This window comes from Bradyrhizobium sp. USDA 10063, from assembly GCF_054063735.1.
This window is the reverse complement of the sequence record NZ_JBSSGP010000002.1, coordinates 1,279,069-1,305,327: the sequence shown is the minus strand read 5'-3', so window position 1 is coordinate 1,305,327 and position 26,259 is coordinate 1,279,069. Positions and strand designations below refer to the sequence as shown.

Below are 26,259 nucleotides of genomic sequence, written 5' to 3'. Positions count from 1 at the left end.
GAGTTGGGAACGCATCATAAAGTGGCAACTGCGCCGTCGCAACCTAGAGCAAGCGGCGATTTGAAGCGGCGGATAGCCGGGTCTGGAAGTGACGGCCGGGCTCTGCTAGCGCATGTCGACGACCATTTCTCGGGAATTCTGCCATGACCGACGCCATCCGGCCGCTGATCGCCGGCAACTGGAAAATGAACGGCCTGAAAGCTTCCACGGGCGAATTCGACGCCATGCTGGCGGGTGCCGGCGCGCTTGCCGGCAAGGCCGATCTCCTCGTCTGCCCGCCCGTGACCTTGGTTGCCGCCTTTGCCGACAAGGCCCGCGGCTCGAGGGTCGCGGTCGGCGCCCAGGATTGCCACCCCAAGGCGTCGGGAGCCCACACCGGCGACATCGCGGCGGAAATGCTGGCGGATGCCGGCGCCAGCGCCATCATCGTCGGCCATTCCGAGCGCCGCGCCGACCATGGCGAGACCGATGCGCTGGTCCGCCAGAAGGCGGAAGCCGCCTGGCGCGCGGGCCTCACCGCAATCGTCTGCATCGGCGAGACCCGCGAGCAACGCGACGCCGGGCAGGCGCTCGACGTCTGCGGCACCCAGCTCAAGGGGTCGCTGCCCGACGGTTCGACCGCCGCGAACCTCGTGGTCGCCTACGAGCCGGTCTGGGCGATCGGTACCGGGCTGACCCCGACGGTGCAGGATGTCGAGCAAGTTCATCGGTTTATCCGGGGTGTCCTGACGGATCGCTTCAAAGGTGAGGGTGTAAACATCCGTATTCTCTACGGCGGCTCCGTAAAGCCCTCGAATGCGGCCGAGCTATTGGGCGTTGCCAATGTCAACGGTGCGCTGGTTGGCGGCGCCAGCCTGAAGGCCGCCGATTTCCTTGCGATCGCAGCGGGCGCTCCCTAGCTAAACTGCGGCGGTTATTAGGGTGGCGTTGCCTGTCCCGATCGTGTAACACCGCGCAACTTCAGGAAAACCCGCTGATAGCGCGCGAGCCGCCGGAACCCGGCGCTTCCAGGCTTGCGACGGAAGGTCACAATGCAGACTGTCGTCATCGTCATCCACCTCATGATCGTCGCCGTGATGATCGGCGCCGTGCTGCTGCAGAAATCCGAGGGCGGCGGTCTTGGCATGGGTGGGGGCGCAGGCTTCATGTCGAGCCGCGGCACCGCCAACCTGCTGACGCGGACGACCGCGGTTCTGGCGGTGTTGTTCTTCGCGACCAGCCTGTTCCTGTCCTGGCACGCCGGTCTCGGCCGCCAGCCCGCTTCGATCATCGGCACCGGCGCGCCGGCACCGACGCAGCAGCCCGCGGGCGGCACGCCGATCACGCCGCCGACCTCGGGCGGCATCCTGGATTCGCTGAAGAAGGCCGACGAGCAGCAGGGTCAGCAGGCCCCGGCCGGTCCGCAGGCGCCGCGCTCGCAATAATGCGGGGTGGCTATGCAGGCTGCAGGGCTGGCATCCTGCGTCAGGAAGCCCCATTAACGGCCTGACTAAGCAGTAAAATTTACGTCACTCACAGCCCGGCATTATGTTTGCCGGGACAACACGAATCATTTTGGCGAATCGCCGTCGTCGAGATAAAGGTTAGGCCCCATGGCGCGGTACATATTCATCACCGGCGGCGTGGTTTCCTCACTCGGCAAGGGTCTGGCTTCAGCGGCACTTGGGGCCCTGCTGCAGGCACGCGGGTACAAGGTCCGTCTCCGCAAACTCGATCCCTATCTCAACCTCGATCCCGGAACCATGTCGCCGTACCAGCATGGCGAAGTGTTCGTGACCGACGACGGCGCCGAGACCGATCTCGATCTCGGCCACTACGAGCGCTTCACCGGGCGGCCGGCGACCAAGGCCGACAACATCACCACCGGGCGCATCTACCAGGATATCATCTCAAAGGAACGCCGCGGCGATTATCTCGGCGCGACCATCCAGGTGGTCCCGCACGTCACCAACGCGATCAAGGAATTCGTCCTCGACGGCAACGATGGCTATGACTTCGTCCTGGTCGAGATCGGCGGCACGGTGGGCGACATCGAGGGCCTGCCGTTCTTCGAGGCGATCCGCCAGCTCAAGAATGAATTGCCGCGCGATCATGCGGTCTACATTCATCTGACGCTTTTGCCGTACATCCCAAGTGCCGGCGAGCTCAAGACAAAACCGACCCAGCACTCGGTGAAGGAGCTGCGCTCGATCGGCATCCAGCCGGATATCCTGCTCTGCCGCACCGACCGGGAGATTCCAAAGGAGGAGCGGCGCAAGCTCGGCCTGTTCTGCAACGTGCGCGAAAGCGCTGTCATCGAGGCGCGCGACGTCGACAACATCTATGCCGTGCCCGAGGCCTATCACGCCGCCGGCCTCGACGACGAGGTGCTGGCCGCGTTCGGGATCGCGCCGAAGATTCCGCCTGCCTTGCAGAGCTGGAACGTCATCAACGAGCGTATCCGCAACCCCGAGGGCGCGGTGACGATCGCGATCGTCGGCAAATATACCGGGATGAAGGATGCCTATAAGTCGCTGATCGAGGCGCTGTCCCACGGCGGCATCGCCAACAAGGTGAAGGTCAATCTCGACTGGATCGAGAGCGAGGTATTCGAGAACGAGGACCCGGCGCCGTTCCTTGAGCACGTCAACGGCATCCTGGTGCCCGGCGGCTTCGGCCAGCGCGGCGCGGAGGGCAAGATCAGGGCGGCGCAATTCGCGCGTGAGCGCGATGTGCCGTATTTCGGCATCTGCTTCGGCATGCAGATGGCGGTGATCGAAGCCGCACGGAATCTGGTCGGTATCGAGCAGGCGAATTCAACCGAATTCGGCCCGACGCCGGAGCCGCTGGTCGGCTTGATGACGGAATGGCTGCGCGGCAACGAACTGGAGAAACGGTCGCAGGCTGGCGATCTCGGCGGCACCATGCGGCTCGGAGCTTATCCTGCCGTCCTCAAGCGGGGCAGCCGCGTTTCCGAAGTCTATAGCGGCGCCACCGAAATCTCCGAGCGCCACCGCCACCGCTACGAGGTCAACACCGCCTACAAGGACCGTCTCGAGCAGCACGGCCTGCGCTTCTCGGGGCTCTCACCGGACGGCGTGCTGCCGGAGATCGTGGAATACGAAGACCATCCCTGGTTCATCGGCGTGCAATTCCACCCCGAACTGAAATCGCGCCCCTTCGAGCCGCACCCGCTGTTCGCCTCCTTCATCCAGGCGGCGATGGCGCAGAGCCGATTGGTGTAGAGCGGGCTGTCGTCCGTCAGCTCGCCTTCTTGGCGATCTTGCGTAGCGCGGCGTCAATCCGCGACTGCCAGCCTGGGCCTTTGGCTTTGAAGTGGCTCACGACTTCGGGGCTGAGGCGGATCGATACCGGAATCTTCGTGGGCGTCTTCTGCGGTCCGCGCTTTCGTACGATCCGCGCGAGTTCATCGGGCTTCAAATCCTTCAGGCGCACGCCGCGCGGAAACTTCGTCGCCGCGGCGAAATCCGCCTTGGTCCATTCCGGGTTATCTTCATCAAATACAGGCGGCTTAGCTTTCTTTGACATGGCGTCTCATCTCCTTTGCACGTGCGCGTCGGAGGCTGATGGGTCGGTAACGTTCGTTGCGCACCGTAAAAACCAGACAATGTGCAACGCCATCGATGAAGCCGTACGCGCGATATCGGGGATCGCCATAGTCGAACGGCCCGGCCCTGACGATTGCCCGGATATCCATGTCGACCCAGCGCGCAAGCGAAATCCCGTGCTTGGAACGATTGATTTTATCCTTCGCTGGATCGAAGTCACTCACTTTTCGTATATACGATTAGCTGTTCGGGTAAGTCAAGCAGGGCAGGGGAGCCATGTAATTTGCTCCTCAAGACAGTGCTCCCTGTAGTCGCTATAAGCGCCACACCATAAATTCAGGGAGGACTGCCGAATGATCTACGAGACCCGCGTCTATCGCTGCCTGCCGGGCCGGCTGCCGGCGCTGCTCAAGCGTTTTGAAACCATCACGCTCAAGCTGTGGGAGAAGCACGGCATCAAGCAGGCCGGGTTCTTCACCACGCTGGTCGGCGAATCCAACCAGGAATTGACCTATATGCTGGCTTGGGAATCCCTTGCCGATCGCGAGAAGAAATGGACTGCGTTCCAGACCGATCCGGAATGGATTTCGGCGCGGGCGAAGACGGAAGAGGATGGCCAGATCGTCGGTAATATCGTCAACCAGTTGCTGGTGCCGACCTCATTCTCCGCGCTGAAGTGAGGTTCGGCGCAACCCTGATATTCCCGGGGACAAAACGGGGTTGATCCTGGTGTCGCGGACCGGCATGGTCCGCGCGAAACAGAAAGGACCACCCTTTTGAGCGCCAACACCTCGGCGGCATCGATCGTCAGCGTCGGCCCGGTCAAGTTCGGCAATGATCTGCCGATCTCGTTCATCGCCGGGCCGTGCCAGCTCGAGAGCCGGGCGCATGCGCTTGAGGTCGCAGGTGCGCTGAAGGAGATCGCCGATCGCCTCAAGGTCGGGCTGGTCTACAAGACGTCCTTCGACAAGGCCAACCGCACCAGCGCATCCGCCGCGCGCGGTATCGGACTGAAGCAGGCATTGCCGATCTTCGCCGAGATTCGTGCTTCGCTCGGCCTGCCTGTTTTGACCGACGTGCACGAGCCCGCGCAATGCGCGGAGGTGGCGCCGGCGGTCGATGTGCTGCAGATTCCGGCCTTCCTCTGCCGCCAGACCGATCTGCTGCTTGCAGCGGCGGCGACCGGAAAGGTCGTCAACGTCAAGAAAGGGCAGTTCCTCGCGCCGTGGGACATGGCAAATGTGGTTGCAAAACTGACCGGCGCCAACAATCCGAACGTGCTGGTGACCGAGCGCGGCGTCTCCTTCGGCTACAACACGCTGGTCTCCGACATGCGCGCGCTGCCGATCCTGGCGCGCACCACCGGCGCACCGGTCATCTTCGACGCAACCCATTCGGTGCAGCAACCGGGCGGGAAGGGGGCATCCTCCGGCGGCGAGCGCGAATTCGTCCCCGTGCTGGCGCGCGCGGCCGTGGCGGTCGGCGTTGCGGGCGTCTTCATCGAGACCCATCCCGATCCCGATCGCGCTCCATCCGACGGGCCGAACATGGTGCCGCTCCGCGAGTTCGAAGGGCTCGTCAGAACGCTGATGCAATTCGACGCGCTGGCCAAGACGACGGCGCGCTGAGGGGGCAGTTGGCAAGGTCGTGACCGCACATAGCCGCCTGCCGCCGGCACTCAACATCATTGCGATCGCGACGTTTGCCGCAAGTCTTTCAGCTCGCGCGCTCGATCCGGTGCTGCCCCATGTCGCCGACGAGTTCGGCGTCAGCATCGCGACCGCCGCGAGCTTTGCCGCGGTATTCGCCTTCACCTTCGCGATCGTCCAGCCGCTGCTTGGCGCCGCCGCCGACCTGTTCGGCAAGGCGCGGCTGATGATCATCTGTCTCGTGCTGCTCGGGCTCGCCAACATTCTCGGCGCGCTGTCGACATCATTCTCGATGCTGTTCGCCACCCGGATCCTCGCCGGCATCGGCTCCGGCGGCGTGTTTCCGGTCGCGCTCGGGCTGACCAGCGATCTCGTGGCGCCCGACAAGCGCCAGGTCGCGATCGGGCGGACGCTGGCGGGCGCCATGACCGGCAACCTGCTCGGCGCTTCGGCCTCTGGCCTGATCGGCGATTTCCTCGGCTGGCGTGGCGTGCTCGCCGTGCTCGGCGTGATTGTCGTGCTGGCCTCGGTTGCGGTGCTCGCCGGCTTCCGCGGCGCCAAGCTCGCGCATCCGCCGAAGACGAGCCTCTCCGGCCTGAAGCATGGCTACCGCACAATCTTCACCAATCCGAACGCGCCCATCTGCTATTCGGCGGTCTTCATCGAAGGCTGCTGCGTGCTCGGCCTGTTTCCGTTCGTGGCGTCGTTCCTGTTCGACCTCGGCGAAACCTCGCTGTCGATCGCGGGCATCGTCATCGCGGGCTTTGCGGTGGGCGGCCTCTTCTACACCATGACCGTGTCGCGCTTCCTCCCACAGCTCGGCGTCAAGGGCATGATGATCGCCGGCGCGACGCTGGTCGCCGTCCAGCTTGTTGCGGTCGCGTTCAGTCCGGGGTGGAAGATCCAGGCGCTGAGCCTGCTGGCGATGGGCTGGGGCTTCTACATGATCCATGGCTGCCTGCAGGTCTTCGCCAGCGAATTGTCGGTGGAGGCGCGCGCGACCGCGATGTCGCTGCATTCGTTCTTCTTCTTCATGGGCCAAACGGTGGGCCCGATCGCCTATGGCTTCGGCCTCGCGCATGCCGGCAAGCTGCCGACGTTGCTGACGGCAGCCGCAATCATGATCGCGCTGGGACTGGCCTGCGCAGCATTGCTGAAGCAGAGGACGCCGGCCGACGCCGCGCGCCGTCCCGACGTCGAGCCTTAAGGCCACGCCACTCCCTGCGCCGCGCTCGCGCCTGTGAGGGGCGTCATTGCGAGTTGGGACCAGCGCGAAGGCGCCGACCTCCGCAAGTGGTGGCATCGATTGTTTCGCGAAGTGTAAGCGCTTGCCGGCACGATCGAGAAAGTCAGCCGACTCCGGCCAAATAATAGATGTTTCAAGCGTAACCGAATTTTCTCTTTCTGAAATCGTAGCGTAATCCATCGCCGCCAGATTCGCAGCCCAGTAGACGGTAGCCACAGCTCGCCGAGTAGATGGCCACACAGGCCAGCCGGTTCCTGCGCTTCCTTCTAGGCTGAAGTGACAGGCGTACGAGAATTGGACTGGCCGAGAATCCATGAATTGGCACTTCTGCTAGTCCTGTAATTCCTTACGATCGGCTGTGACTCGCTCTGAAGGGGAGGTGATTATGGCCAGTCAGCTTTCGCGGACAGCGCCTCCGGCCAAGGATGCAAACGTCCAGCCGATTGCCGCCACGCCGGAGCTTCCTTCCGCCGTCCCGCTGATGGCGCTTTCGACCGGTTTCTGGGCCTCCAAGACTCTGGCCGCTGCGCACGAGTTGGACCTCTTCAGCCGTCTTGCCGGCGGCGCCGGCACCACGGTCGGCGAGCTGGCACAAGCGCTCGGCCTGCATCCACGCCCGGCCGAGATGCTGTTGACCGGCTGCGCTGCACTTGGGCTTCTGGAGAAAACGGACGGCCGTTATCGCAATACGCCGTTAAGCGAAGCCTATCTCGTGCGCGGGAAACCGTATTACTTCGGTGGCTTCGTGCAGATGGCCGATAAGCGGCTCTACGCGGGCTGGGGAAGGCTTACAGAGGCGCTGCGCACGAACCGGCCGACCACGTGGGACCCGGCGGTGCAATCCTCAATGTTCGACGGCGAGGATCCGATGGTGTTGGCACTGTTCTGGGAGGCGATGCATTCGGTCTCCACGATGACCGCGCGCAAGCTCGGCGAAGCCTTGGATCTCAGTCATTTCCGCCGCCTTCTGGACATCGGCGGCGGATCGGGCGCGTACGACATCGAGCTTTGCAAACAGTATGGGGAGCTGCGCGCGACCGTGTTCGACTTGCCGCATGTGGCCGCGATCGCCGCGGGAAAGATTGCCGAGGCCGGCTTGACCGACCGCATCGAGACCGCCGGCGGCAGCTTCTTCGAACAGCTTCCCGGGGATCACGACGTGCATCTCCTGTCGATGATCCTGCACGATTGGGACGAGGCGAAGAACCGCGCCCTGCTGCGCCGGTCCTTCGAGGCTTTGCCGAGCGGCGGCGCAGTCGTCATCAGCGAGCTTCTCGTCAATGACGAGAAGACCGGACCAGCGCCGGCCGCGCTGATGAGCCTCAACATGCTGATCGAGACGGAAGGGCGAAACTACACGCGGGCCGAATATTCCGCGTGGCTCGATGAAGCCGGATTTCGGCACGTCGAGACGGTCTGGTTCGACGCACCCGCCGCGAGCGGCGCCGTGATCGGCCGCAAGCCGTAAGGTGTAAAGCGGAGTGGAATAGGCGCGCCCTGCAGCTCAAATCGCGAAGGCGTCAGCTTCAGCGAGCCGCTCATCGAAGGCTGCTGCGTGCTCGGCCTGTTTCCGTTCGTGGCGTCGTTCCTGTTCGACCTCGGCGAAACCTCGCTGTCGATCGCGGGCATCGTCATCGCGGGCTTTGCGGTGGGCGGCCGCAATCATGGTCGCACTGGGACTTGCCTGCGCAGCATTGCTGAAGCAGAGGACTCCCGCCGTCGCCGCCGGTCGTCCGGACGTCGCGGCCTAGGGCCACGACAACGCGGCCGCCTCGGGTCCGTGACGGACCCCCTCACAGCATCTGAGCGTTCCTTGGGGAGCGAAGATGTCTGGGATATCAGTTCTTGCCATCCTGACATCATTAGTTAGGATACAGCCTCAACAATTCATTGTGCGCTGCGAAGCGCTTGGGCGGCCAGGCGGATGATCACTGCAGGGCAAATGCGGGCGGCCAGGGGTCTGTTGGGAATTGATCAACGGCAGCTTGCGGATCTCTCCGGACTGTCGGTTCCCACGATACAACGCATGGAAGCGAGCGACACCGTGGTTCGCGGCAATGTCGATTCGCTGATGAAGTTGATTACCGCGTTCGAGAAAGCCGGGATCGAGCTGATCAACGAGGGGACCGCAAGCACCGGGCAGGGCCGCGGGGTGCGGCTGAGGGATCGAGTGGCATCCGACAAGGCATCGCCGGGCGACCGCTCCGACAACAAGGCGGCGGGAGGTCCGATGCCCTGATGATGTCGGCGGCCGCTCTCCAGATGTCATGCGTCGCGGCGCTCCTGGCGGCTGCCGCGCTGGCGATCGTGTTGAGCCGCTCAAGGAACGCCGCCAGCCTCGTCTACGGCATGACGATAACCATCTGTGTCGTCGCGACTGCGGTCGCGATGAACTGGTTGATCAGGGGCGGGCCGGAAACCTCCGCGCTTGTCCTGCCGGTCGGGCTGCCATGGCTCGGCGCGCATTTCCGCCTCGATCATCTCGCTTCCTTCTTTCTGGTCGTGGTCAATTTCGGCGGGGCGGCCGCAAGCGTCTACGGTCTCGGTTACGGCCACCACGAAACCGAGCCGCACCGGGTGCTTCCGTTCTTTCCGGCGTTTCTTGCCGGCATGAACCTCGTGATCCTGGCCGACGATGCGTTTTCCTTCCTGCTCTGCTGGGAGTTCATGTCGCTGGCGTCATGGGCGCTGGTGCTCGCGCATCATCGCGAAGCGGGCAATGCCATGGCAGGTTACGTCTATCTGGTGATGGCAAGCTTCGGCACGCTGGCACTGCTGCTGGCCTTTGGTCTCCTGGCGGGACCGGCGGGCGATTATGGATTTTCGGCCATCCGCGCCGCGCCACATGCGCCTGGCGCCGTCGGACTGGTGCTGACCCTGATGCTGCTCGGTGCCGGCTCCAAGGCCGGCCTCGTGCCCTTGCACGTCTGGCTGCCGCTGGCGCATCCGGCGGCTCCGAGCCACGTCTCGGCGCTGATGAGCGGGGTCATGACCAAGGTCGCGATCTACGGCTTCATCCGCGTGGTCTTCGATCTGTTGGGACAGCCGACCTGGTGGATGAGCGTGATCGTCCTCTTCCTCGGGGCCGTCACGGCCGTGATGGGGATTCTCTACGCCATGATGGAGCAGGACCTGAAACGCCTGCTGGCCTACAGCACCATCGAAAACGTCGGCGTGATCTTCGTCAGCCTCGGCCTTGCGCTGGGGTTTCAGGCCAACGGCTTCCGCCTAGCGGCCGCGCTCGCGCTCACCGCGGCGCTGTTTCACGTGCTCAACCACTCGCTGTTCAAGAGCCTGTTGTTCTTCGGCGCCGGCGCCGTGCTGATCTCGACCGGCGAGCGGGACATGGACAGATTGGGCGGTCTGATCCACCGCATGCCGAAGACGAGCTTCGCCGTGCTGGTCGGCTGCGTCGCGATCTCGGCGCTTCCGCCGTTCAACGGCTTCGTTTCGGAATGGCTGATGTTCCAGGCCGTGCTGCAAAGTCCGGACCTGCCGCAATGGGCGCTGAAGGTCATGGTGCCCGCGGTCGGCGCGGCGCTGGCCCTTGCGGCAGCGCTGGCGGCGGCCTGTTTCGTCAAGGCCTACGGCGTGACGTTCCTCGGACGGCCGCGCAGCGGGCCAGCGGACGCCGCAACCGAGGTCGACCGCTACTCGCTCACTGCGATGTTCGTTCTGGTCGCCCTGTGCCTGCTCGCCGGCATCTTGCCGGGATTGGTGATCGACGCGCTTTCGCCTGTCAGCATCGACATCCTCGGTGGCCGCATGCCGGTGCAGGCCAACGAAGCCTGGCTTTCGATCGTGCCGATCGCGGACAGCCGCAGTTCATATAACGGGCTGCTGGTGATGGTGTTCATCACGATCTGCGCCTCTTCGGCCGCGTTCTTCATCCATCGCTATGCCTCCCGCGCGCTAAGGCGAGGGCCGGCCTGGGGCTGCGGATTTTCCGATACCGTGCCGGCGGCGCAATATTCCGGCGAAAGCTTTGCACAGCCGATCCGCCGCGTGTTCGGTACGCTCGCCTTCCATGCCCGCGATCACGTCGCGATGCCGCCTCCCGGAGACACAAGGCCGGCGCGACTCAGGATCGAATTGCATGATCTGATATGGGAGCGAGGCTATCGGCCGATCGTGGCAGCCGTCGGCTTTTCTTCCGGGTGGCTCAACCGCCTGCAATTCCTGACCATCAGACGCTATCTCAGCCTCGTTTTCGCAACGCTCGTTACGCTGCTGCTGGTGCTCGCAATATGGACGTGATCTCGGACATGTTGGTGCAGGGTGTGCAGATGCTGCTGGTGCTGCTGCTCGCGCCGCTGCTGACCGGCTTCGTGCGCAAGGTCAAGGCCCGCCTGGTGCGCCGCGAGGGAGCTTCGGTGTTTCAGCCCTATCGCGATCTGCTGCGGTTGATGCGCAAGGAAGTGGTGCTCGCCGACAATGCTTCGTGGCTGTTCCGGGTTACGCCCTACGTGACCTTTGCCGCGATCTGGGTCGCCGCCGCACTGGTGCCGACGTTCGCGACCGGCCTCTTGTTCAACTGGACCGCGGACCTGATCGCCATCGTCGCGCTGCTCGGAAGCGCGCGCTTCTTCCTGGCGCTCGCGGGCATGGATGTCGGCACCAGCTTCGGCGGCATCGGCTCCAGCCGTGAAGTCATGATCGCGGCGCTGGCAGAGCCGGCGATGCTGCTGATGGTGTTCTGTCTGGCGCTGGTTGCCGGTTCGACGCAGTTGTCGACGGTCGCGAACGTCCTGGCCTCGTCCTATGTCGGATTGCGGGTGTCGCTCGGAATGGCGCTGATTGCGCTGATCATGGTCGCTCTGGCAGAGAACGGGCGCATCCCGATCGACAATCCGGCGACGCATCTTGAACTGACCATGGTCCATGAGGCGATGGTTCTCGAATATTCGGGACGCCATCTCGCGATGATCGAATTTGGCGCCTTCCTCAAGCTGCTGCTCTATATATCGCTGATCGCCTGCGTGTTCATGCCCTGGAAGATCGCGGTGTTCGGCTCCGGCCCGGTGGCCTACGCCATCGGCGCAGGCGCCTATGTCGTCAAGCTCATGGTTGCAGGTTTCCTGCTGGCGCTGTTCGAGACCGCGACGGCGAAGATGCGGGTTTTCCGCATTCCGCAGTTTCTCGGCGCAGCCCTGATGCTCGGTCTGCTCGGAACGCTGCTGCTGTTCGTGTCGAGGAGCTTCTGATGCAATTGCACAGTCTCGCCTTCGACGTTTCCCATACGCTCGCCGGCGGGCTCGTCCTGATCAGCTTCCTGATGCTGTACCAGGACCGGCTCTATTCGCTGCTCAACGTCTTTGCGCTGCACGCCTTGGTGCTGGCGCTTTCGGTCGCCTGGCAGGCTTTCGTGCAGGATGCGCCGCATCTCTACGTCACCGCGGTCATCGCGCTGGTGTTCAAGGCGATCGTGATCCCGGTGGCGCTGCACCGCATCGTGCAGCGGCTTGGGATTCACCGCGACATCGAGTCTGCGGTCGGGATCGGCCCGACCATGCTGGCCGGGATGGGGCTGGTCGCGCTCTCGATGGTGCTGATGCTGCGGGTCACGCCGGAGGCCGACCCGCTGGCGCGCGAGGATTTGGCGTTCGCGCTCTCGGTGGTGCTGCTTGGACTGCTGGTGATGGTGACCCGGCGCAATGCCGTGAGCCAGGTCGTCGGCTTCATGTCGCTGGAGAACGGACTGGTGCTTGCGGCCACCGGCGCCAAGGGCATGCCGCTCGTGGTCGAGATCAGCGTGGCATTCTCGATCCTGATCGCCTTCATCGTCATCGGCATTTTCCTGTTCCGGATCCGGGAGAGGTTCGATTCCGTCGACGTGTCCACGCTCGACGACTTCCGGGGAGAGCGGCGATGAGCGGGTTCTCGTTCGATCCCGCGGCGGCGGTGCTGTGGATCCCGGCGGCAGCCGCGCTGCTGCTGGCAGCGTTGCCCGACTACCGCCTGACGGCGCGTCTCAACGTCGCGGCCAGTCTGGCGACCTTCGTTGCGGCGCTGTCGCTGTTCCTGATCGATCGCCCGCCGGCCGGGTCCTATCTGCTGGTCGACGATCTGAACATCGTCTTCATCGTCCTCAACACCTTCGTCGGATTCACGACCAGTATCTTCAGCGCGGGCTACATCGCGCATGAGCTCGAGACCGGGCGGCTGACGCCGGCCTATCTGCGTTTCTACCACGCGATGTATCAGATCATGATGTTCGGCATGAATCTCGCGTTCGTGTCGAACAATATCGGGCTGATGTGGGTCGCAGTCGAGGTGGCGACGCTGACGACGGTGCTGATGGTCGGCATCTACCGGACGCATGCGGCGCTCGAGGCGGCGTGGAAGTATTTCATCCTCGGCAGCGTCGGGATCGCGTTCGCGCTGTTCGGGACGATCCTGGTCTACATGGCCGCGCGACCGGTGGTGGGCGAGGGACCCGACGCCATGGTTTGGACGGTGCTGGTCGGGCAGACCGCGAAGTTCGACCCGGCGCTGCTCAACGTGGCCTTTGTCTTCCTGCTGCTCGGCTATGGCACGAAGGTCGGACTGGCGCCGCTGCACGCGTGGCTCCCCGACGCGCATGCGGAAGGCCCCACGCCGATCTCGGCGGTCTTGTCGGGCCTGCTGCTCAACGTCGCGCTCTATGCGCTGTTGCGGTTCAAGATCCTGCTCGCCGCCAGCCCCGGTGCGATCGCGCCGGGCCCGCTGATGGTGACGATGGGGCTGATTTCCGTCGTGTTCGCCGCGTTCATGCTCTACCGGCGGCGCGACATCAAGCGCCTGTTCGCGTACTCGTCGATCGAGCACATGGGCATCATCGTGTTCGCATTCGGAATGGGCGGTCCATTGGCCAATTTCGCCGGCTTGCTGCACATGGTGATGCACAGCCTGACGAAGTCGGCGATCTTCTTTGCCGTCGGGCATATTTCGCAGATCAAGGGCACGCAACGAATTGCGCGGATACGGGGATTGACCGTGACCCATCCGGCGCTCGGGTGGGGGCTCGTGGTCGGCGTCGTGGCGATCGCCGGACTTCCGCCGCTCGGCATCTTCATGAGCGAATTCCTGGTCGTGAGCTCGACGTTCGCGCGGCAGCCTTTGCTTGCCGTCGCGCTCGTGTTCGGCATCCTGGTTGCGTTCGGCGCGCTGATCCTTCGTCTGACCAGTGTTGCGTTCGGCGAGCCCCGTGGCAGCAAGGCGCCGGCAGACGGTTCCTATCTGCCAATGTTCGCGCATCTCGCATTGGTACTGATTGCAGGCATCTATCTTCCTGGCCCGCTGGTCGACTGGTTCCAGCATGTGGCGCGGCTTCTTGGATAGGGTGAGGAGGTCAGGCCATGCCGTCGCTGATTGATCTCGTCCTGACCGGCCGACCGGCTGAGCACCACGCACCCTGGCGACGGGCGGTCGTCGACGCCGACACCTGGAATCTCGCGGCCGGCGAATTGGCATCCGGCCGATGGAGCCTGCTCGGCCTGTGGGGCGAGCAGGCGATGGTGCACATGGCGGTGCTGGAGGAGCAGGCCGCGGAGATCGCGGTCCTCAGCCTTGAATGTGCGGACGGACGTTTTCCGTCCATCGGACGGCAGCACCCGCCGGCGCTTCGCCCTGAGCGCGCCATCGCCGATTTGTTCGGCGTTGCGGCGGAAGGCTCGCCTGACGCGCGCCCGTGGCTCGATCATGGCGAGTGGGGAGTTCGGCATCCGCTCGGCGATTCCGTCGCCTCGCCCAGCCAATCGGCAGCTTACGCGTTTCTTGCCGCCGAGGGGCCGGGCCTGCACCAGATCGCGGTCGGGCCGGTCCATGCCGGCATCATCGAGCCCGGGCACTTCCGCTTCAGCGCAAGCGGGGAAACCGTGGTCCGGCTCGAGCAGCGCCTGGGTTACGTCCACAAGGGCGTCGATGGACTGATGGCGGGAGCGGACATCGACCGGGCGGTCCGGCTCGCCGGCCGCGTCTCCGGAGACAGCACGGTTGCCTATGCGCTCGCGTTCTCGCAAGCGGTGGAGGCGGCGCTCGGGCTCAAGGTGCCGTCCCGCGCGGTCGGGCTGCGTGCGCTGCTCGCGGAGCTCGAGCGGCTCGCCAATCATCTCGGCGACATCGGCGCCATCTGCAACGACGCGTCGTTCAACTTGATGCAAGCCCATTGCAACGTGCTGCGCGAAGGAATTCTCCGCGCAGCCGATATTGCCTTCGGTCACCGCCTGATGCGGGACATCATCGTTCCCGGCGGCATCGTCCGCGATCTCGATAACAACGGACGGGCGGCCATCGGCGCGGCGCTCGACGATATCAGGCGACGGTTTCCGGCACTGATCGAACTCTACGACAATACGGCCTCGCTTCAGGATCGCACTGTCGCTACCGGGATCGTCACGGCGGCTCTGGCAAGACAATATGCTGCGGGCGGCTATGTGGGCCGCGCGTCCGGACGCGCGTTCGATGTTCGTCGCCGTCCGGGCTACGCGCCGTATGACGCGCTGCGCTTCGAGGTGCCGGTGCTCGACGACGGCGATGTGAACGCCCGCGTCTGGATTCGGATTCGCGAAGTCGAACAGAGCCTGTCTTTGACCGGGCAGATCCTGGACGGGCTTCCCGAAGGCCCGCTGCGCGTGCCGATCCCTTCGGAAGCAGAGCCGCGAGAGGGCATGGCACTGGTCGAAGGCTTCAGGGGCGACATCCTGGCATGGCTCCGGCTCAGCGGCGGCCGGATCGACCGCTGCTATCTCCGCGACCCATCCTGGTTTCAGTGGCCGTTGCTGGAAGCTGCCATCGAGAACAACATCGTCGCGGATTTTCCACTCTGCAACAAATCGTTCAACTGCTCCTATTCCGGGCACGACCTTTAGGAGAGGGTATGCGCAAGCTTCTCTTTCAGAGTCTGTTCCGAAGTCCGCTCGCGGAGCAGCCGCCATTGCCCGAACAAGCCGCCGTCGACGAACTGGCGGCATCGTTCCAGCGTGCGGCGCGGCAGCGCCTCGGCAGGAGCCTGTCGATCCGCGAAATCGATGCCGGCTCGTGCAACGGCTGTGAGCTCGAGATTCACGCGCTCAGCAATGCGTATTACGACGTCGAGCGCTTCGGGATCCGCTTCGTGGCCTCGCCGCGCCACGCGGACGTGCTGATGGTGACCGGGCCGGTGACGAAAAACATGCGCGAGGCATTGGAGCGGACCTATCATGCGACGCCCAATCCGAAATGGGTCGTCGCGGTCGGCGATTGCGCGCGCGATGGTGGATGCTTTGCCGGCAGCTATGCGGTCGTCGGGGGAGTCTCGCAGGTCGTTCCCGTCGACCTTCATATTCCCGGCTGTCCGCCGTCGCCCGCCAAGATCCTGCAGGGACTTCTGTCTCTGCTCGATCGTACGGCCGCAAATGGCAGTACCAGTTGAGGGGCCGGGAACGACTTCAGTTGTTCCAGGCCGGCCTGGTCGCCGGGTGTGTTCAAGTCGCTGTTATCCTCGTGGTTACGCCGCTCGTGATCTCCTACGCGTCGGGCACCGGTGACGACCGGGCATTTCCGGTGGTTGCGTCACTGCGATCGATCTACCTGTTGCTGGCCGCGGGAGTGGCGCTGACGAAGCATCGCTATGTTGGGTTGACGAGCGCGCGAATCCGTCACGCCTCGCGCCTGGCATCGCCTTCCGAACCGGAGCGTACAGCGGGCACGCTTGCCATATGTCTGTTGGTTGCAGCCTTCGGATGCGCGTCGTTTGCGCTGCAACCGCCGCCGGACGTCGTGACGGCCATGAAGTGGCATCTCGGCGCCCATGAGGCCGGCCCGATCGTGTGGCCGGCATTGATGAGCCTCGGCGTAGCGGGCTTCGGCTCAAGCGCCCACGCCGCTGTCGACGCGTATCGATCTTGACCGCGAAGAGGGCGGTTCCGCCGCGCCCGCGATAGGGCGCCGCGCCCTCGATGCGCCGAACAAATTTTTTCTCTGGAGATTTTTCTCTCCGAAACCATTTGCACCTAAGCTGGCACAACATGCCGCTGTTCGCACACACTTGGCCCTGGATCGGTCTCGGCGCCGCCGCCATCTTGCTGATCCTGCTCGTCGCCGGGGACGGTCTTGAGACCGACCGCAGCGTGTCGCGCTGGCAGGACATGACATGGCTCACCTGGCTTGGGGTCGCGGCCTATCTGCTGCACCAGTTCGAGGAGCACGGCATCGATCTCTTCGGCCATCCTTACGCCTTCCTCGGTGAGGCGTGTGCGAGTTTCGGTTTCCGCGACACGGGCTCATGCCCCATCCCGCTTTCCTTCATCACCGCGGTAAACGTGGGTTCGGTGTGGGGCGCGGGGTTGATCGCGGCGCTGCTGGCGCCACGACGGCCGCTCATCGGCCTCTCCTTCTTCGCCATCCCGTTGGTGAACCTGTTCGCCCATGTCGGGCCAGCGATCATTAGGCACCACTATAATCCCGGCCTGCTGACGGCGGTGCTGATCTTCGCCCCGCTCAGCCTGTGGACGCTCCTGGTGGCAGCGCGGCGCTACGGAGCCGGGATCCGCGCGGTCCTCGCGGTACCGCTGGCGGGCATCATCGCGCATGCGGTGCTGATGGGCTCGCTGATCGCCTATCTCCATTTCTGGTTCGGGGACGCCGTGCTGGCGGCGATCCAGATCCTCAACGCGTTGACGCCAGCGGGGTTGATGTGGCTGGTGACGCGGAAGCGCGCCGCGACGGCGCGAGGCTAGAGCTTCGGTTCTGATTGCATCAGAACCGAAGCTCTAGATTCTTGTTTTGACGCGTTTTTCTTTACGCGAATCGCTGTCCACTTCGCTCGAAAACGCTTTAGCCCCGCCCGCGATACGGCGCGACGCCCTGGTCGGGGACCCACACGCCTTTGGGCAGGCGGCCGGTCTGGAAGAACACGTCGATCGGAATGCCTCCGCGCGGATACCAATAGCCGCCGATGCGAAGCCATTTCGGCTTGATCTCACTTGCGATCCGCTTGCCGATCATCACCGTGCAGTCCTCATGGAAGGCGCCGTGATTGCGGAAGCTCGCAGCGTAGAGTTTCAGGGATTTGGACTCCAGCAGCCAGCGGTTCGGCACGTAGTCGATTACGAGATGCGCGAAATCAGGCTGGCCCGTGACCGGGCAGATCGACGTGAATTCCGGCACGGCGAACCGCACCAGGTAATCGGTGCCGGCTTGCGGATTGGGCACGCGGTCGAGCACGGCCTTGTCCGGGCTGTCGGGCCATTTGACGGCACGGCCGAGCTGCAGGGGTCTTTGCGCCATGAACCTCATCCTTTAAGCGGGCTGTCATGGACGCAAGCAGCCCCATTCGTCAACCGTCGGCAGGAGAGGCGGGGCTGTTACGGAAGGGCTTACGCCGGTGACGCCGTCTGGATCACGACGATGCGGTCGTTGCCGGATTCGGCGCCCCAGGTTTCGCCGGGCCTGCCGTCAAGTTGCCGCACATTGGCGCCGGGTTTGTCGCTTGGGAACGTCGTGAATTTTTCCGTCAGCGGGTCAAACCGCACGATCGCATTGGCTGAGAAATCGGTCAGCCAGACCTTGTCCCTGTCGTCGACATAGACCGCATAGGCGCGCGGGCTGTTGCCCGGCAGCTTCCATGCCTTCCAGGAGCCATCGGCCGGATCGTGTCTCGACACCTGGCCGCTATTCCACTCGCTGACCCAGAGGCGATTGTTGGAATCCGACCAGATTCGTCGTGCGCCTTGCTTGGGCGTGGGCGGCTCAACCACGGTCGCCTGGCCCGTCGACAGGTCGATCCGGGCGATGTGATTTCCCGCGAGCGAGGCATACCAGACGTCGCCTTTCGGCGTCACCGTGATGCCATAAGGTCCAACCCCTCGCGGCGCTGCAAATACCTTCATGTCACCGGATTTCGGATCAAGCCTGCCATAGAAGCCGGATTGGCCGGTGAACCAGTAGATTCCGTTTCGGTCGAACACGCCGGTGTTGAGATTGGCGTAGGCGGCCTTTTCGGGCAGCCGAAACAGCGTCACTTTGAGATCGCCGGGGTCGACGCGCGCGATTGCATTTTGTCCGCCCTCCGTCGTCCAGGGCGCGCCATCGGGCCCGATTGTGACACCGTGCGGCGCCGCGCCCTTGCCGAGATCGATCAGCTTGAACGAGCCGTCGCGCGGATCGAGCCGCCCCAGCGTCCCGTTGCGCTGACCTGTGAACCAGATTGCCCCATCGGGCGCCGGCGTGACGTCGTGCAGGCCGACTCCTGCGTCAATCCTGAAATATCTCACCCGGAACGGTTGTTCCTGGGCGTCAGCCGTTCGCGAGAATTTGGGCGTGGCCAAAATTGCGGCAGCGCTCGAAGCGAGAAACTGGCGACGATTCATTGCGTTACCCCGGCTTTGTGAAACAATGGGTTGGAACGCGAGATCAGCATAAACCTACCACATTGCGGCGTCAGACGCGTGCGGCAGCGTCAGCGTTCACATTTGCTTGCATGCCGTGTATGACGCAGCGCATCCAACCAGAACCACACCTGAGGAAGTGCACATCATGACCGCCATCGTCGACATCATCGGCCGCGAAATTCTCGATAGCCGAGGCAATCCCACGGTCGAGGTCGATGTGGTGCTGGAAGACGGCGCGATCGGCCGCGCCGCGGTGCCGTCGGGCGCCTCCACCGGCGCGCACGAGGCCGTCGAGCTACGCGACGGCGACAAGGCGCGCTATCTCGGCAAGGGCGTGCAGAAGGCGGTCGGCGCCGTCAACGGCGAGATCTTCGAGGCGCTCAGCGACCAGGCGGTCGAGGACCAGGTCCGGATCGACCAGATCATGATCGACCTCGACGGCACGCCGAACAAGAGCCGGTTAGGGGCCAACGCCATCCTCGGCGTCTCGCTCGCCTGCGCCAAGGCGGCCGCCGAATCCTTTGACATGCCGCTCTATCGCTATGTCGGCGGGACTTCGGCGCGGACGCTGCCGGTGCCGATGATGAACATCATCAATGGCGGCGTGCACGCCGACAACCCGATCGACTTCCAGGAATTCATGATCCTGCCGGTCGGCGCGGAGACCTTCGCCGATGCGCTGCGCTGCGGGTCGGAGATCTTCCACACGCTGCGCAGCGAATTGAAGAAGGCCGGCCACAACACCAATGTCGGCGACGAGGGCGGCTTTGCGCCGAACCTGCCGACCGCGGACGCTGCGCTTGATTTCATCGTCAATGCGATCGGCAAGGCCGGCTACAAGGCGGGCGATAACGTGATGCTCGGGCTCGACTGCGCCTCGACCGAATTCTTCAAGGACGGCAAGTATGTCTATGGCGGCGAGAACAAGACACGCTCGCGCTCCGAGCAGGCGAAATATCTCGCCGATCTTGTGTCGCGCTATCCGATCGTCACCATCGAGGACGGCATGTCCGAAGACGACATGGAGGGCTGGAAGGAATTGACCGATCTGATCGGCGGCAAGTGCCAGCTCGTCGGTGACGATCTCTTCGTCACCAACGTGACGCGCCTTGCCGACGGCATCAGGAGCGGCCGCGCCAATTCGATCCTGATCAAGGTCAACCAGATCGGTACGCTCACGGAGACGCTTGCCGCCGTCGAGATGGCGCACAAGGCCGGCTATACCTCGGTGATGTCGCACCGTTCCGGCGAGACGGAAGACTCCACCATCGCCGATCTCGCGGTTGCCACCAATTGCGGACAGATCAAGACCGGCTCGCTGGCGCGCTCTGACCGAACCGCGAAGTACAATCAGTTGTTGCGCATCGAGCAGCAGCTCGGCAAGCAGGCGAAGTACGCGGGCAGGGCGGCATTCAAGGCGCTGGCATAACGCGCGGTGATATTTGGCCGAATTGCATCCGCGACGGATGCTGTACTCCCTCTCCCGCTTGCGGGGGAGGGCTGGGGTGGGGGTATCTCCGCGATTCACCCTTTCCGATCGTGCGGAGAGCCCTCACCCGGCGCTCCGCGCCGACCTCTCCCGCAAGCGGGAGAGGTGAGCTCGCCGTCGCCCTTGTTTGTCCCGGCCGGCCCGCTTAACTGAAGGCGGCCGGACAACAAGCAAGGGAGGGGTACGATGGCATCCGACGGCAAGACTGGGCTTCAGCTCCGTTCGCTGATCAAGAAGAGTGGCGAACTCGAAATCTCGCTGGTGGAGCTGCCAACTCCCGAACCCGGTCCGGACGAGATTGTGGTCCGCGTCGAGGCGACGCCGATCAATCCGTCCGATCTCGGGCTTCTGATCGGCCCCGCTGACCTCTCGACCGCCAAGGCCTCCGGCGCCAAAGATCTTCCTGTCATCACAGCAAACGTGCCGCAAGCGGCGCTTGGCGGGCTCGCGGCGCGGCTCGACCAATCGATGCCGGTCGGCAATGAGGGCGCTGGCGTGGTGGTGAAGACCGGATCGTCGGATGCGGCAAAGGCCTTGCTCGGCAAGACGGTCGCGCTGCTCGGCGGCGCGATGTATGCACAGTATCGCGTGGCGCGGGCGAAGGACGTGCTGGTGCTGCCCGAGAGCACCACACCTGCGGAAGGCGCCTCCTGCTTCGTCAATCCGCTAACCGCGCTCGGCATGACCGAGACCATGCGGCGCGAGGGCCACAAGGCGCTGGTGCATACCGCGGCGGCCTCCAATCTCGGCCAGATGCTGAACAAGATCTGCCTCAAGGACGGCATTCCCCTGGTCAACATCGTGCGCAGCAAGGCGCAGGCCGACATCCTTCACAAGATCGGCGCCAAATACGTCGTGGATTCCTCCGCGCCGACGTTCCTCGACGATCTCACCAATGCCTTGGTCGAGACCCGCGCCACCATTGCTTTTGATGCGATCGGCGGTGGCAAGCTCGCCGGCCAGATCCTCAACGCGATGGAAGTCGCGATCAACAAGACCGCCAAGGAATACAGCCGCTACGGCTCGGCCGTGCACAAGCAGGTCTACATCTATGGCAGCCTCGACACCGGCCCGGTCGAACTGCCGCGCGGTTTCGGCATGGCCTGGGGCGTCGGTGGCTGGCTCCTGACCTACTTCCTGCAGAAGCTTCCGCCAGCGGATTTCGCAAGACTGCGCCAGCGTGTGGTCGACGAGCTCAAGACCACCTTTGCAAGCCATTACACGCAGGTGGTGTCGCTGCAGGAAGCATTGTCGCTCTCCAACATCGCAATCTATGCCAAGCGCGCCACCGGCGAGAAATTCCTGATCAATCCGAACAAGGAATGACAACCTCTCCTCACGTCGTCCCGGGCTTGACCCGGGACCCATAACCACAGGACGTTGTTGTAACGCGAGCAAGCAGTTGCAGCGGAGCACATAACAACGCCCTGTGGGTCCCTGCTTTCGCAGGGACGACACTGTGGGTGGGTTAGGCGCTCCGCTTCACCCGCGCTCCGGCGGCTGATTTGCAGTCAGCTCCCGTGACGGGCTCATTTCCGCGAACGCTGTGTTTCCGTAATTGCATGTTCCATGCACTTGCATTCTTTTCGAGGGGGCGGCTTAAGTCTGCCGTCGAACTCCTCGATCGAAGGGAAACCAAATGGCCTACACCGTCGTCACCATCGCTGGCAGCCTGCGCAAGGAAAGCTTCTCACTGAAGATTGCCAAGGCGCTCGCCAAGCTCGCGCCGTCCTCGCTGAAGCTCGACGTCATCACCCCGCACGGCATTTCCTTCTTCAACCAGGATCTGGAGGCCAACCCGCCGGCCGACTGGCTGTCGTTCCGGGAGAAGTTGCAGCAGTCGAACGGCGTCCTGTTCGTGACGCCGGAATATAACCGCTCGATTCCCGGCGTCCTGAAGAACGCCATCGACGTCGCCTCGCGCCCCTATGGCAAGAGCTCGTTCAACGGCAAGCCGGTCGGCATCATCAGCAACTCGCCGGGGCCGCTCGGTGGCGTGTCTGCCGCCAAGCACCTGCAGAACATCCTGCCGGGGATTGCGGGTCCGATCCTGCAGCAGCCGGAGATCTACCTGAACGGCATCGGCGACGCCTTCGACGCCAACGGTGAGCTCACCAAGGAGTCGTTGCGGCCGGTGTTGCAGCAGTACATCGACGCTTTCGCGGCCCACGTGGAAAAGCACGGCAGGTACCTCTAGATTCTTGTTTTGACGCGTTTTCTTCACGCGAACCGGTGTCCACTTCGCTCGAAAACGCTCTGGCCTTAGGAGTCCATTAACCGCGGCGTCTCAAGCTGGCGGCATGGTCTCCCGCACGCGCCTCAAATCGATCCTGACCGGGCTCGCCCTCTACACGATGGCGGCCCTGATGATCGGCTATTTCGGCGTCAACGCCTATACCGGCAAATACGGCCTGAACGCGCGGCAGGAACTCGATCAGGAGATCATCGCGCTGACCTCCGAATTGGCGCGGCTGAAGAAGGAGCGCGCCGAAGGCGAGCAGCGCGTCTCCTTGCTCCGTTCAGAGAGCCTCGATCCCGACATGCTGGACGAGCGTGCCCGCTACCAGCTCGACTACGCCAACCCGCGCGACCTGGTGCGGACCTCCCGGCCAAACTGATTGTCGAACTTCGCCAACCGCCGTAACGTGGGTTTCGCGCCCGCGGGTAGCGGTCCGGCGCGTCTCGCGAATTTGACGAAGATCAAAAAAGCGGTGGTGGGAATGCCGTATCCTTCAAAATGGGAGGAGTATCAGCGGGATGAAGGAGCTCAAGCTCGCTCATCACGCGGCCCGTGTCGAGGCCGCGATCGAAGCCGGCCAGGCCGCGCGATCCGCGCTCGTGGCGTCATGGCGGCGCTGTTCCCGATTGCATCAGCTTGATCCCGCCGGAACGCGGCCGCCGCAACGGCTGACCGAGCCCGAGTTCCAGCAGGCGCGGGAGCGCGTCGCGCCGCTATTGCGCGCGGCACAAGCCAGCATGGATCGACTGTATCAGGCAGTGGGAGCCGCCGGCTGCTGTGTGCTGCTCGCCAACCGCGACGGCATCCCGCTGGAGCGGCGCGGCAACACGGCGGACGATTCCACCTTCGCGGACTGGGGCTTGTGGACCGGTGCGATCTGGAACGAAGAGCACGAAGGCACCAATGGCATCGGCACCTGCCTGGTCGAGCAGCGCGTCCTCACCATTGACCGCGAACAGCATTTCTTCACCCGCAACACGCTTCTGAGCTGCACCGCGGCCCCGATCTATGACGAGCACGCAAGGCTCGTCGGGGTGCTCGATGTCTCCTCGTGCCGCGCCGACCGCACCGATGCGTTCGCCAGCCTGATTGCGCTCGCGGCCGGCGAAGCGGCGCGGCGGATCGAGGCCGAGCTGTTCCGTCGCGCCTTTGCCAATGCTCGGATCGTTCTCACGCCGCCGACCGAGGCCCATGGCGGCGGCTTGTTGGCGATCGACGGCGACGATCTCGTGATCGGCGCCACGCGTTCGGCGCGGCTCGCCTTGGGGCTCGCGCCCGACCGCGCGCTCCGGCCAGTTCCGGCGGTCGACTTGCTCGATGGCCGGGAAGGGCGCTGCGAGCATCTCGGCGACGCGCAGCGCGCGGCGCTGCAGCGGGCGCTGGCGCGTGCGCACGGCAACGTCTCGGCCGCGGCGAAGGCGCTCGGCGTCAGCCGCGCCACCTTGCATCGCAAGCTGAAGCGCTTCGACCTCAAGGCGCATTAGAGGCCTCGCCGGTGCTGCCTGTACAGCCGTGTGGAACACTGGCCATGTGGCGCTCGACGGGCTGTCGTCTGGTTGATAAGCCCCTCTCCGCAAGGAGAGTTTGAGTCGGGACATGACCGTTGCGATCGAGATGGGGCACACGACGGCCGGCGCCCGCGCGACTCTGGACCTCGAGGAACTGCTGGCGACCCGCCTCTTGGTGCAGGGCAATTCAGGCTCCGGCAAATCCCATCTGCTGCGCCGGCTCCTTGAACAGAGTGCCGCCTGGGTGCAGCAGGCCATCATCGATCCCGAAGGCGACTTCGTGACGCTGGCCGATCGTTTCGGTCACCTCGTGATCGATGCGGAGGAACATACCGAGCGCGGCCTTGAGGTTGCCGGCGAGCGGGCGCGCATCCATCGCGTCTCCACAGTGCTCAACCTCGAGGGGCTGGACGCGGAGAACCAGATGCGTCGCGCCGCCGCCTTCCTTGGGGGAATGTTCGACGTCGAGCGCGACCACTGGTACCCGATGCTAGTGGTGGTGGACGAGGCGCAGCTCTTCGCGCCGGCGATTGCCGGGGAAGTTTCGGACGAGGCCCGCAAACTCTCGCTCGGCGCCATGACGAACCTGATGTGCCGTGGCCGCAAACGCGGGCTTGCCGGGGTCATCGCAACCCAGCGGCTTGCGAAGCTCGCCAAGAACGTCGCGGCCGAGGCGTCCAATTTCCTCATGGGCCGGACTTTCCTTGACATCGACATGGCACGCGCCGCCGATCTTCTCGGCATGGAACGGCGGCAGGCGGAGGCGTTCCGGGACCTCGAGCGCGGACAATTCATGGCGCTGGGCCCGGCGCTGTCGCGCCGTCCGTTGGGGCTGCGCATCGGTCCAACGGATACCCACGCGCGCAATGCGACTCCGCGACTGATGCCGCTGCCCGAGGCGACGCTGGAAGATGCGCGCGCCGTTATCCTGGCGGCCCCGCCGCCCGAGGCCGGCCGGCCGCAGCGCCGGCCGGCGCCGGATCTTCTCGATCAGCTCAGGGCTGCGAAGTCCGCGGTTCCGGATATCGCTCCCGAGCCGATTGAAGTGCCAATCAGTCCTGAAGAACTGGCTGAGCGGCGCGAGCAGGTGGACCGTATCCTGAGCGCCGTCCTGGCCGAACCCGATGCGGGATTCCGCACCATCGGCGTGCTCTATCAGGAGTTCGTGGTCCGCTGCCGGATCGAGGGCCTAGGTTCGGCGGTGCCGGACCTGAACGACTTCCGCCGCATGCTGACGCGCGCCCGCGCCGGGCTTGGCTCCGATCTGGTGGAGGATGACGCGTGGCAGGATGTCTCGGTCCGCGCCTCCATTTTGCCGGAGGACATGCAGGGCGTCTTCATGATGATTGCTCGCGCGGCGAAGGAGGGCTGGCCGTGCCCCAGCGATGCAGCGATCGCGCGCGCCTATGGCTCACACTCGCTCCGCCGCGCACAGCGTCTGCTGACGTATATCGAGGATCAGGGCCTCATCGTCTGCCAGCTTGACGGTGCAGGTCGAAGGATCGTGACACTGGTCGAACTGGCCTGGGCGACAGCTCCGGGCGATCCGAATGCTGAGGAACTACCGGCGGAACAAAGTTGCAGCAGTGCATCTGTGTGATGCGACGGTCGAGCAGCGCTTAGACAACTTTCCGCCCGGTAGCTCATCTAAATTCTAGGCTCTCCTGATCCGCGGAGGGACTGCCATGAACCGCGATTTGACGCAATTGAGCCCGCTCTGGCGCGCGGCCGGCGCCGGACCCACGCTCGACGTGCTCGGTGTTCCGCATATCTACAAAGCGATGGCAAGCGAGACGGGTGACCAATTCTCGGTGTGGGAATCGATCGTGCCACCGGGCGCCGGAACGCCGGCGCACACGCATACCCGCGAGGACGAAGTCTTCTATGTACTAAGCGGCGAAGTGCTGGTGGAAGTCGAAGGCGCCGCCGATCCGTTGCGTCTCGGCACCGGCGGATTTCTCTTTGCCCCGCGCAACCGACGGCACGCCTATCGCAATGTCGGCACTGTTACGGCGCACCTGCTGGTGTTCGCGATGCCAGGCGCCGGCCTCGATCAGATGTTCACTGCCCTCGACGCCGTAAGCAAACGCACCGCGCACATGCCACCTATCGACACAATTGCTGCAATCGCCGAGCAGTATGGCGTCGTGATTCATCCGCCGGCTGGTTAGAAACGAAAGCGGCGCGACGGAACCCGACACGCCGCTGTTGTTGCAGTGCAAGCGCTCAG

Annotated in this window: 28 protein-coding genes; 23 read left to right on the top strand and 5 right to left on the bottom strand. The window is 64.2% G+C overall.

Translation table 11 applies throughout. The features are described 5' to 3' along the window. Positions 1-143 precede the first annotated feature (143 nt). The 3 genes from tpiA (at position 144) to ACVJGD_RS08090 (ending at position 3,224) form a co-directional block, all read left to right on the top strand. Entirely contained in the window at positions 144-899 is a 756-nt protein-coding gene (tpiA, locus tag ACVJGD_RS08100) for a triose-phosphate isomerase (RefSeq protein WP_456633862.1), read from the top strand. Between the two features lie 132 nt (positions 900-1,031). Then, positions 1,032-1,424 (top strand): preprotein translocase subunit SecG, encoded by a 393-nt coding sequence (gene secG, locus ACVJGD_RS08095; protein WP_456633861.1) that lies wholly within the window; start codon positions 1,032-1,034, stop codon positions 1,422-1,424. A 168-nt stretch (positions 1,425-1,592) separates the two neighbouring features. After that, the gene (locus ACVJGD_RS08090) at positions 1,593-3,224 is read left to right on the top strand and encodes a CTP synthase (protein ID WP_456633860.1); all 1,632 of its coding nucleotides are present in this window, start codon (positions 1,593-1,595) and stop codon (positions 3,222-3,224) included. Between the two features lie 16 nt (positions 3,225-3,240). Here the strand turns inward: ACVJGD_RS08090 and ACVJGD_RS08085 are convergent, their stop codons facing one another. After that, on the bottom strand, positions 3,241-3,528 hold the full coding sequence (locus tag ACVJGD_RS08085; protein WP_456633859.1) for a BrnA antitoxin family protein: 288 nt from the start codon (positions 3,526-3,528) through the stop codon (positions 3,241-3,243). Next, complete coding sequence (locus ACVJGD_RS08080; RefSeq protein WP_456633858.1) at positions 3,512-3,772, bottom strand: BrnT family toxin; 261 nt, start codon at positions 3,770-3,772, stop codon at positions 3,512-3,514. The genes ACVJGD_RS08085 and ACVJGD_RS08080 overlap by 17 nt, the downstream gene beginning before the upstream one ends. Positions 3,773-3,901: 129 nt before the next feature. Between ACVJGD_RS08080 and ACVJGD_RS08075 the strand changes: the two genes are divergently transcribed. The 4 genes from ACVJGD_RS08075 to ACVJGD_RS08060 all read left to right on the top strand — a co-directional run bounded on the left by ACVJGD_RS08075 (position 3,902) and on the right by ACVJGD_RS08060 (position 7,911). Next, positions 3,902-4,228: an NIPSNAP family protein gene (locus ACVJGD_RS08075; protein WP_456633857.1), complete on the top strand. Its 327-nt coding sequence runs from the start codon at positions 3,902-3,904 to the stop codon at positions 4,226-4,228. A gap of 96 nt (positions 4,229-4,324) precedes the next feature. After that, positions 4,325-5,176, top strand: a complete 852-nt coding sequence (gene kdsA, locus ACVJGD_RS08070; protein WP_456633856.1) for a 3-deoxy-8-phosphooctulonate synthase — start codon at positions 4,325-4,327, stop codon at positions 5,174-5,176. Positions 5,177-5,195: 19 nt separating this feature from the next. Further along, positions 5,196-6,404: an MFS transporter gene (locus ACVJGD_RS08065; protein ID WP_456633855.1), complete on the top strand. Its 1,209-nt coding sequence runs from the start codon at positions 5,196-5,198 to the stop codon at positions 6,402-6,404. Between the two features lie 424 nt (positions 6,405-6,828). Continuing rightward, on the top strand, positions 6,829-7,911 hold the full coding sequence (locus ACVJGD_RS08060) for a methyltransferase (protein WP_456633854.1): 1,083 nt from the start codon (positions 6,829-6,831) through the stop codon (positions 7,909-7,911). 36 nt (positions 7,912-7,947) lie between these two features. Here ACVJGD_RS08060 and ACVJGD_RS08055 read toward each other — a convergent pair whose 3' ends face one another. Further along, positions 7,948-8,109, bottom strand: a complete 162-nt coding sequence (locus ACVJGD_RS08055; RefSeq protein WP_456633853.1) for a hypothetical protein — start codon at positions 8,107-8,109, stop codon at positions 7,948-7,950. Positions 8,110-8,367: 258 nt separating this feature from the next. Between ACVJGD_RS08055 and ACVJGD_RS08050 the strand changes: the two genes are divergently transcribed. The 9 genes from ACVJGD_RS08050 (at position 8,368) to ACVJGD_RS08010 (ending at position 17,140) form a co-directional block, all read left to right on the top strand. Next, on the top strand, positions 8,368-8,682 hold the full coding sequence (locus tag ACVJGD_RS08050) for a helix-turn-helix domain-containing protein (protein WP_456633852.1): 315 nt from the start codon (positions 8,368-8,370) through the stop codon (positions 8,680-8,682). Between the two features lie 2 nt (positions 8,683-8,684). Beyond that, complete coding sequence (gene hyfB / locus ACVJGD_RS08045; RefSeq protein ID WP_456640206.1) at positions 8,685-10,700, top strand: hydrogenase 4 subunit B; 2,016 nt, start codon at positions 8,685-8,687, stop codon at positions 10,698-10,700. After that, positions 10,691-11,647: a respiratory chain complex I subunit 1 family protein gene (locus tag ACVJGD_RS08040; RefSeq protein WP_456633851.1), complete on the top strand. Its 957-nt coding sequence runs from the start codon at positions 10,691-10,693 to the stop codon at positions 11,645-11,647. Before hyfB ends, ACVJGD_RS08040 begins: the two co-directional genes overlap by 10 nt. Further along, entirely contained in the window at positions 11,647-12,315 is a 669-nt protein-coding gene (locus ACVJGD_RS08035; protein ID WP_456633850.1) for a hydrogenase-4 component E, read from the top strand. Before ACVJGD_RS08040 ends, ACVJGD_RS08035 begins: the two co-directional genes overlap by 1 nt. Continuing rightward, complete coding sequence (locus ACVJGD_RS08030) at positions 12,312-13,763, top strand: hydrogenase 4 subunit F (RefSeq protein ID WP_456633849.1); 1,452 nt, start codon at positions 12,312-12,314, stop codon at positions 13,761-13,763. Before ACVJGD_RS08035 ends, ACVJGD_RS08030 begins: the two co-directional genes overlap by 4 nt. A 17-nt stretch (positions 13,764-13,780) precedes the next feature. Continuing rightward, entirely contained in the window at positions 13,781-15,292 is a 1,512-nt protein-coding gene (locus tag ACVJGD_RS08025; RefSeq protein WP_456633848.1) for a hydrogenase large subunit, read from the top strand. An 8-nt stretch (positions 15,293-15,300) separates the two neighbouring features. Further along, a complete protein-coding gene (locus ACVJGD_RS08020; RefSeq protein WP_456633847.1) occupies positions 15,301-15,834 on the top strand; it encodes an NADH-quinone oxidoreductase subunit B family protein in 534 nt (177 codons plus the stop codon). A 20-nt stretch (positions 15,835-15,854) separates the two neighbouring features. Then, complete coding sequence (locus ACVJGD_RS08015; protein ID WP_456633846.1) at positions 15,855-16,310, top strand: hypothetical protein; 456 nt, start codon at positions 15,855-15,857, stop codon at positions 16,308-16,310. A 119-nt stretch (positions 16,311-16,429) separates the two neighbouring features. Beyond that, entirely contained in the window at positions 16,430-17,140 is a 711-nt protein-coding gene (locus ACVJGD_RS08010; protein WP_456633845.1) for an HXXEE domain-containing protein, read from the top strand. Positions 17,141-17,237: 97 nt separating this feature from the next. Here ACVJGD_RS08010 and queF read toward each other — a convergent pair whose 3' ends face one another. Next, positions 17,238-17,699, bottom strand: a complete 462-nt coding sequence (gene queF / locus ACVJGD_RS08005; protein WP_456633844.1) for a preQ(1) synthase — start codon at positions 17,697-17,699, stop codon at positions 17,238-17,240. A gap of 80 nt (positions 17,700-17,779) precedes the next feature. Continuing rightward, entirely contained in the window at positions 17,780-18,772 is a 993-nt protein-coding gene (locus ACVJGD_RS08000) for a Vgb family protein (RefSeq protein WP_456633843.1), read from the bottom strand. 166 nt (positions 18,773-18,938) lie between these two features. Here ACVJGD_RS08000 and eno point away from each other — a divergent pair, with 166 nt between their 5' ends. From eno to ACVJGD_RS07965, 7 genes are all read left to right on the top strand, one after another. Next, positions 18,939-20,222, top strand: coding sequence for a phosphopyruvate hydratase (gene eno / locus ACVJGD_RS07995; RefSeq protein ID WP_456633842.1), 1,284 nt, complete (start codon positions 18,939-18,941; stop codon positions 20,220-20,222). Between the two features lie 246 nt (positions 20,223-20,468). Further along, positions 20,469-21,608 carry a zinc-binding dehydrogenase gene (locus tag ACVJGD_RS07990; RefSeq protein ID WP_456633841.1) on the top strand — a complete coding sequence of 380 codons (1,140 nt, stop codon included), beginning with the start codon at positions 20,469-20,471 and terminating at the stop codon, positions 21,606-21,608. Between the two features lie 313 nt (positions 21,609-21,921). Further along, the gene (locus ACVJGD_RS07985; protein WP_456633840.1) at positions 21,922-22,479 is read left to right on the top strand and encodes an NADPH-dependent FMN reductase; all 558 of its coding nucleotides are present in this window, start codon (positions 21,922-21,924) and stop codon (positions 22,477-22,479) included. 103 nt (positions 22,480-22,582) lie between these two features. After that, the gene (locus ACVJGD_RS07980) at positions 22,583-22,900 is read left to right on the top strand and encodes an FtsB family cell division protein (protein WP_454619235.1); all 318 of its coding nucleotides are present in this window, start codon (positions 22,583-22,585) and stop codon (positions 22,898-22,900) included. A 139-nt stretch (positions 22,901-23,039) separates the two neighbouring features. Then, on the top strand, positions 23,040-24,005 hold the full coding sequence (locus tag ACVJGD_RS07975) for a GAF domain-containing protein (RefSeq protein ID WP_456633839.1): 966 nt from the start codon (positions 23,040-23,042) through the stop codon (positions 24,003-24,005). A 112-nt stretch (positions 24,006-24,117) separates the two neighbouring features. Beyond that, a complete protein-coding gene (locus ACVJGD_RS07970) occupies positions 24,118-25,629 on the top strand; it encodes a helicase HerA domain-containing protein (protein WP_456633838.1) in 1,512 nt (503 codons plus the stop codon). Positions 25,630-25,714: 85 nt separating this feature from the next. Continuing rightward, positions 25,715-26,200: a cupin domain-containing protein gene (locus ACVJGD_RS07965; RefSeq protein ID WP_456633837.1), complete on the top strand. Its 486-nt coding sequence runs from the start codon at positions 25,715-25,717 to the stop codon at positions 26,198-26,200. The last annotated feature ends 59 nt before the right edge of the window (positions 26,201-26,259 follow it).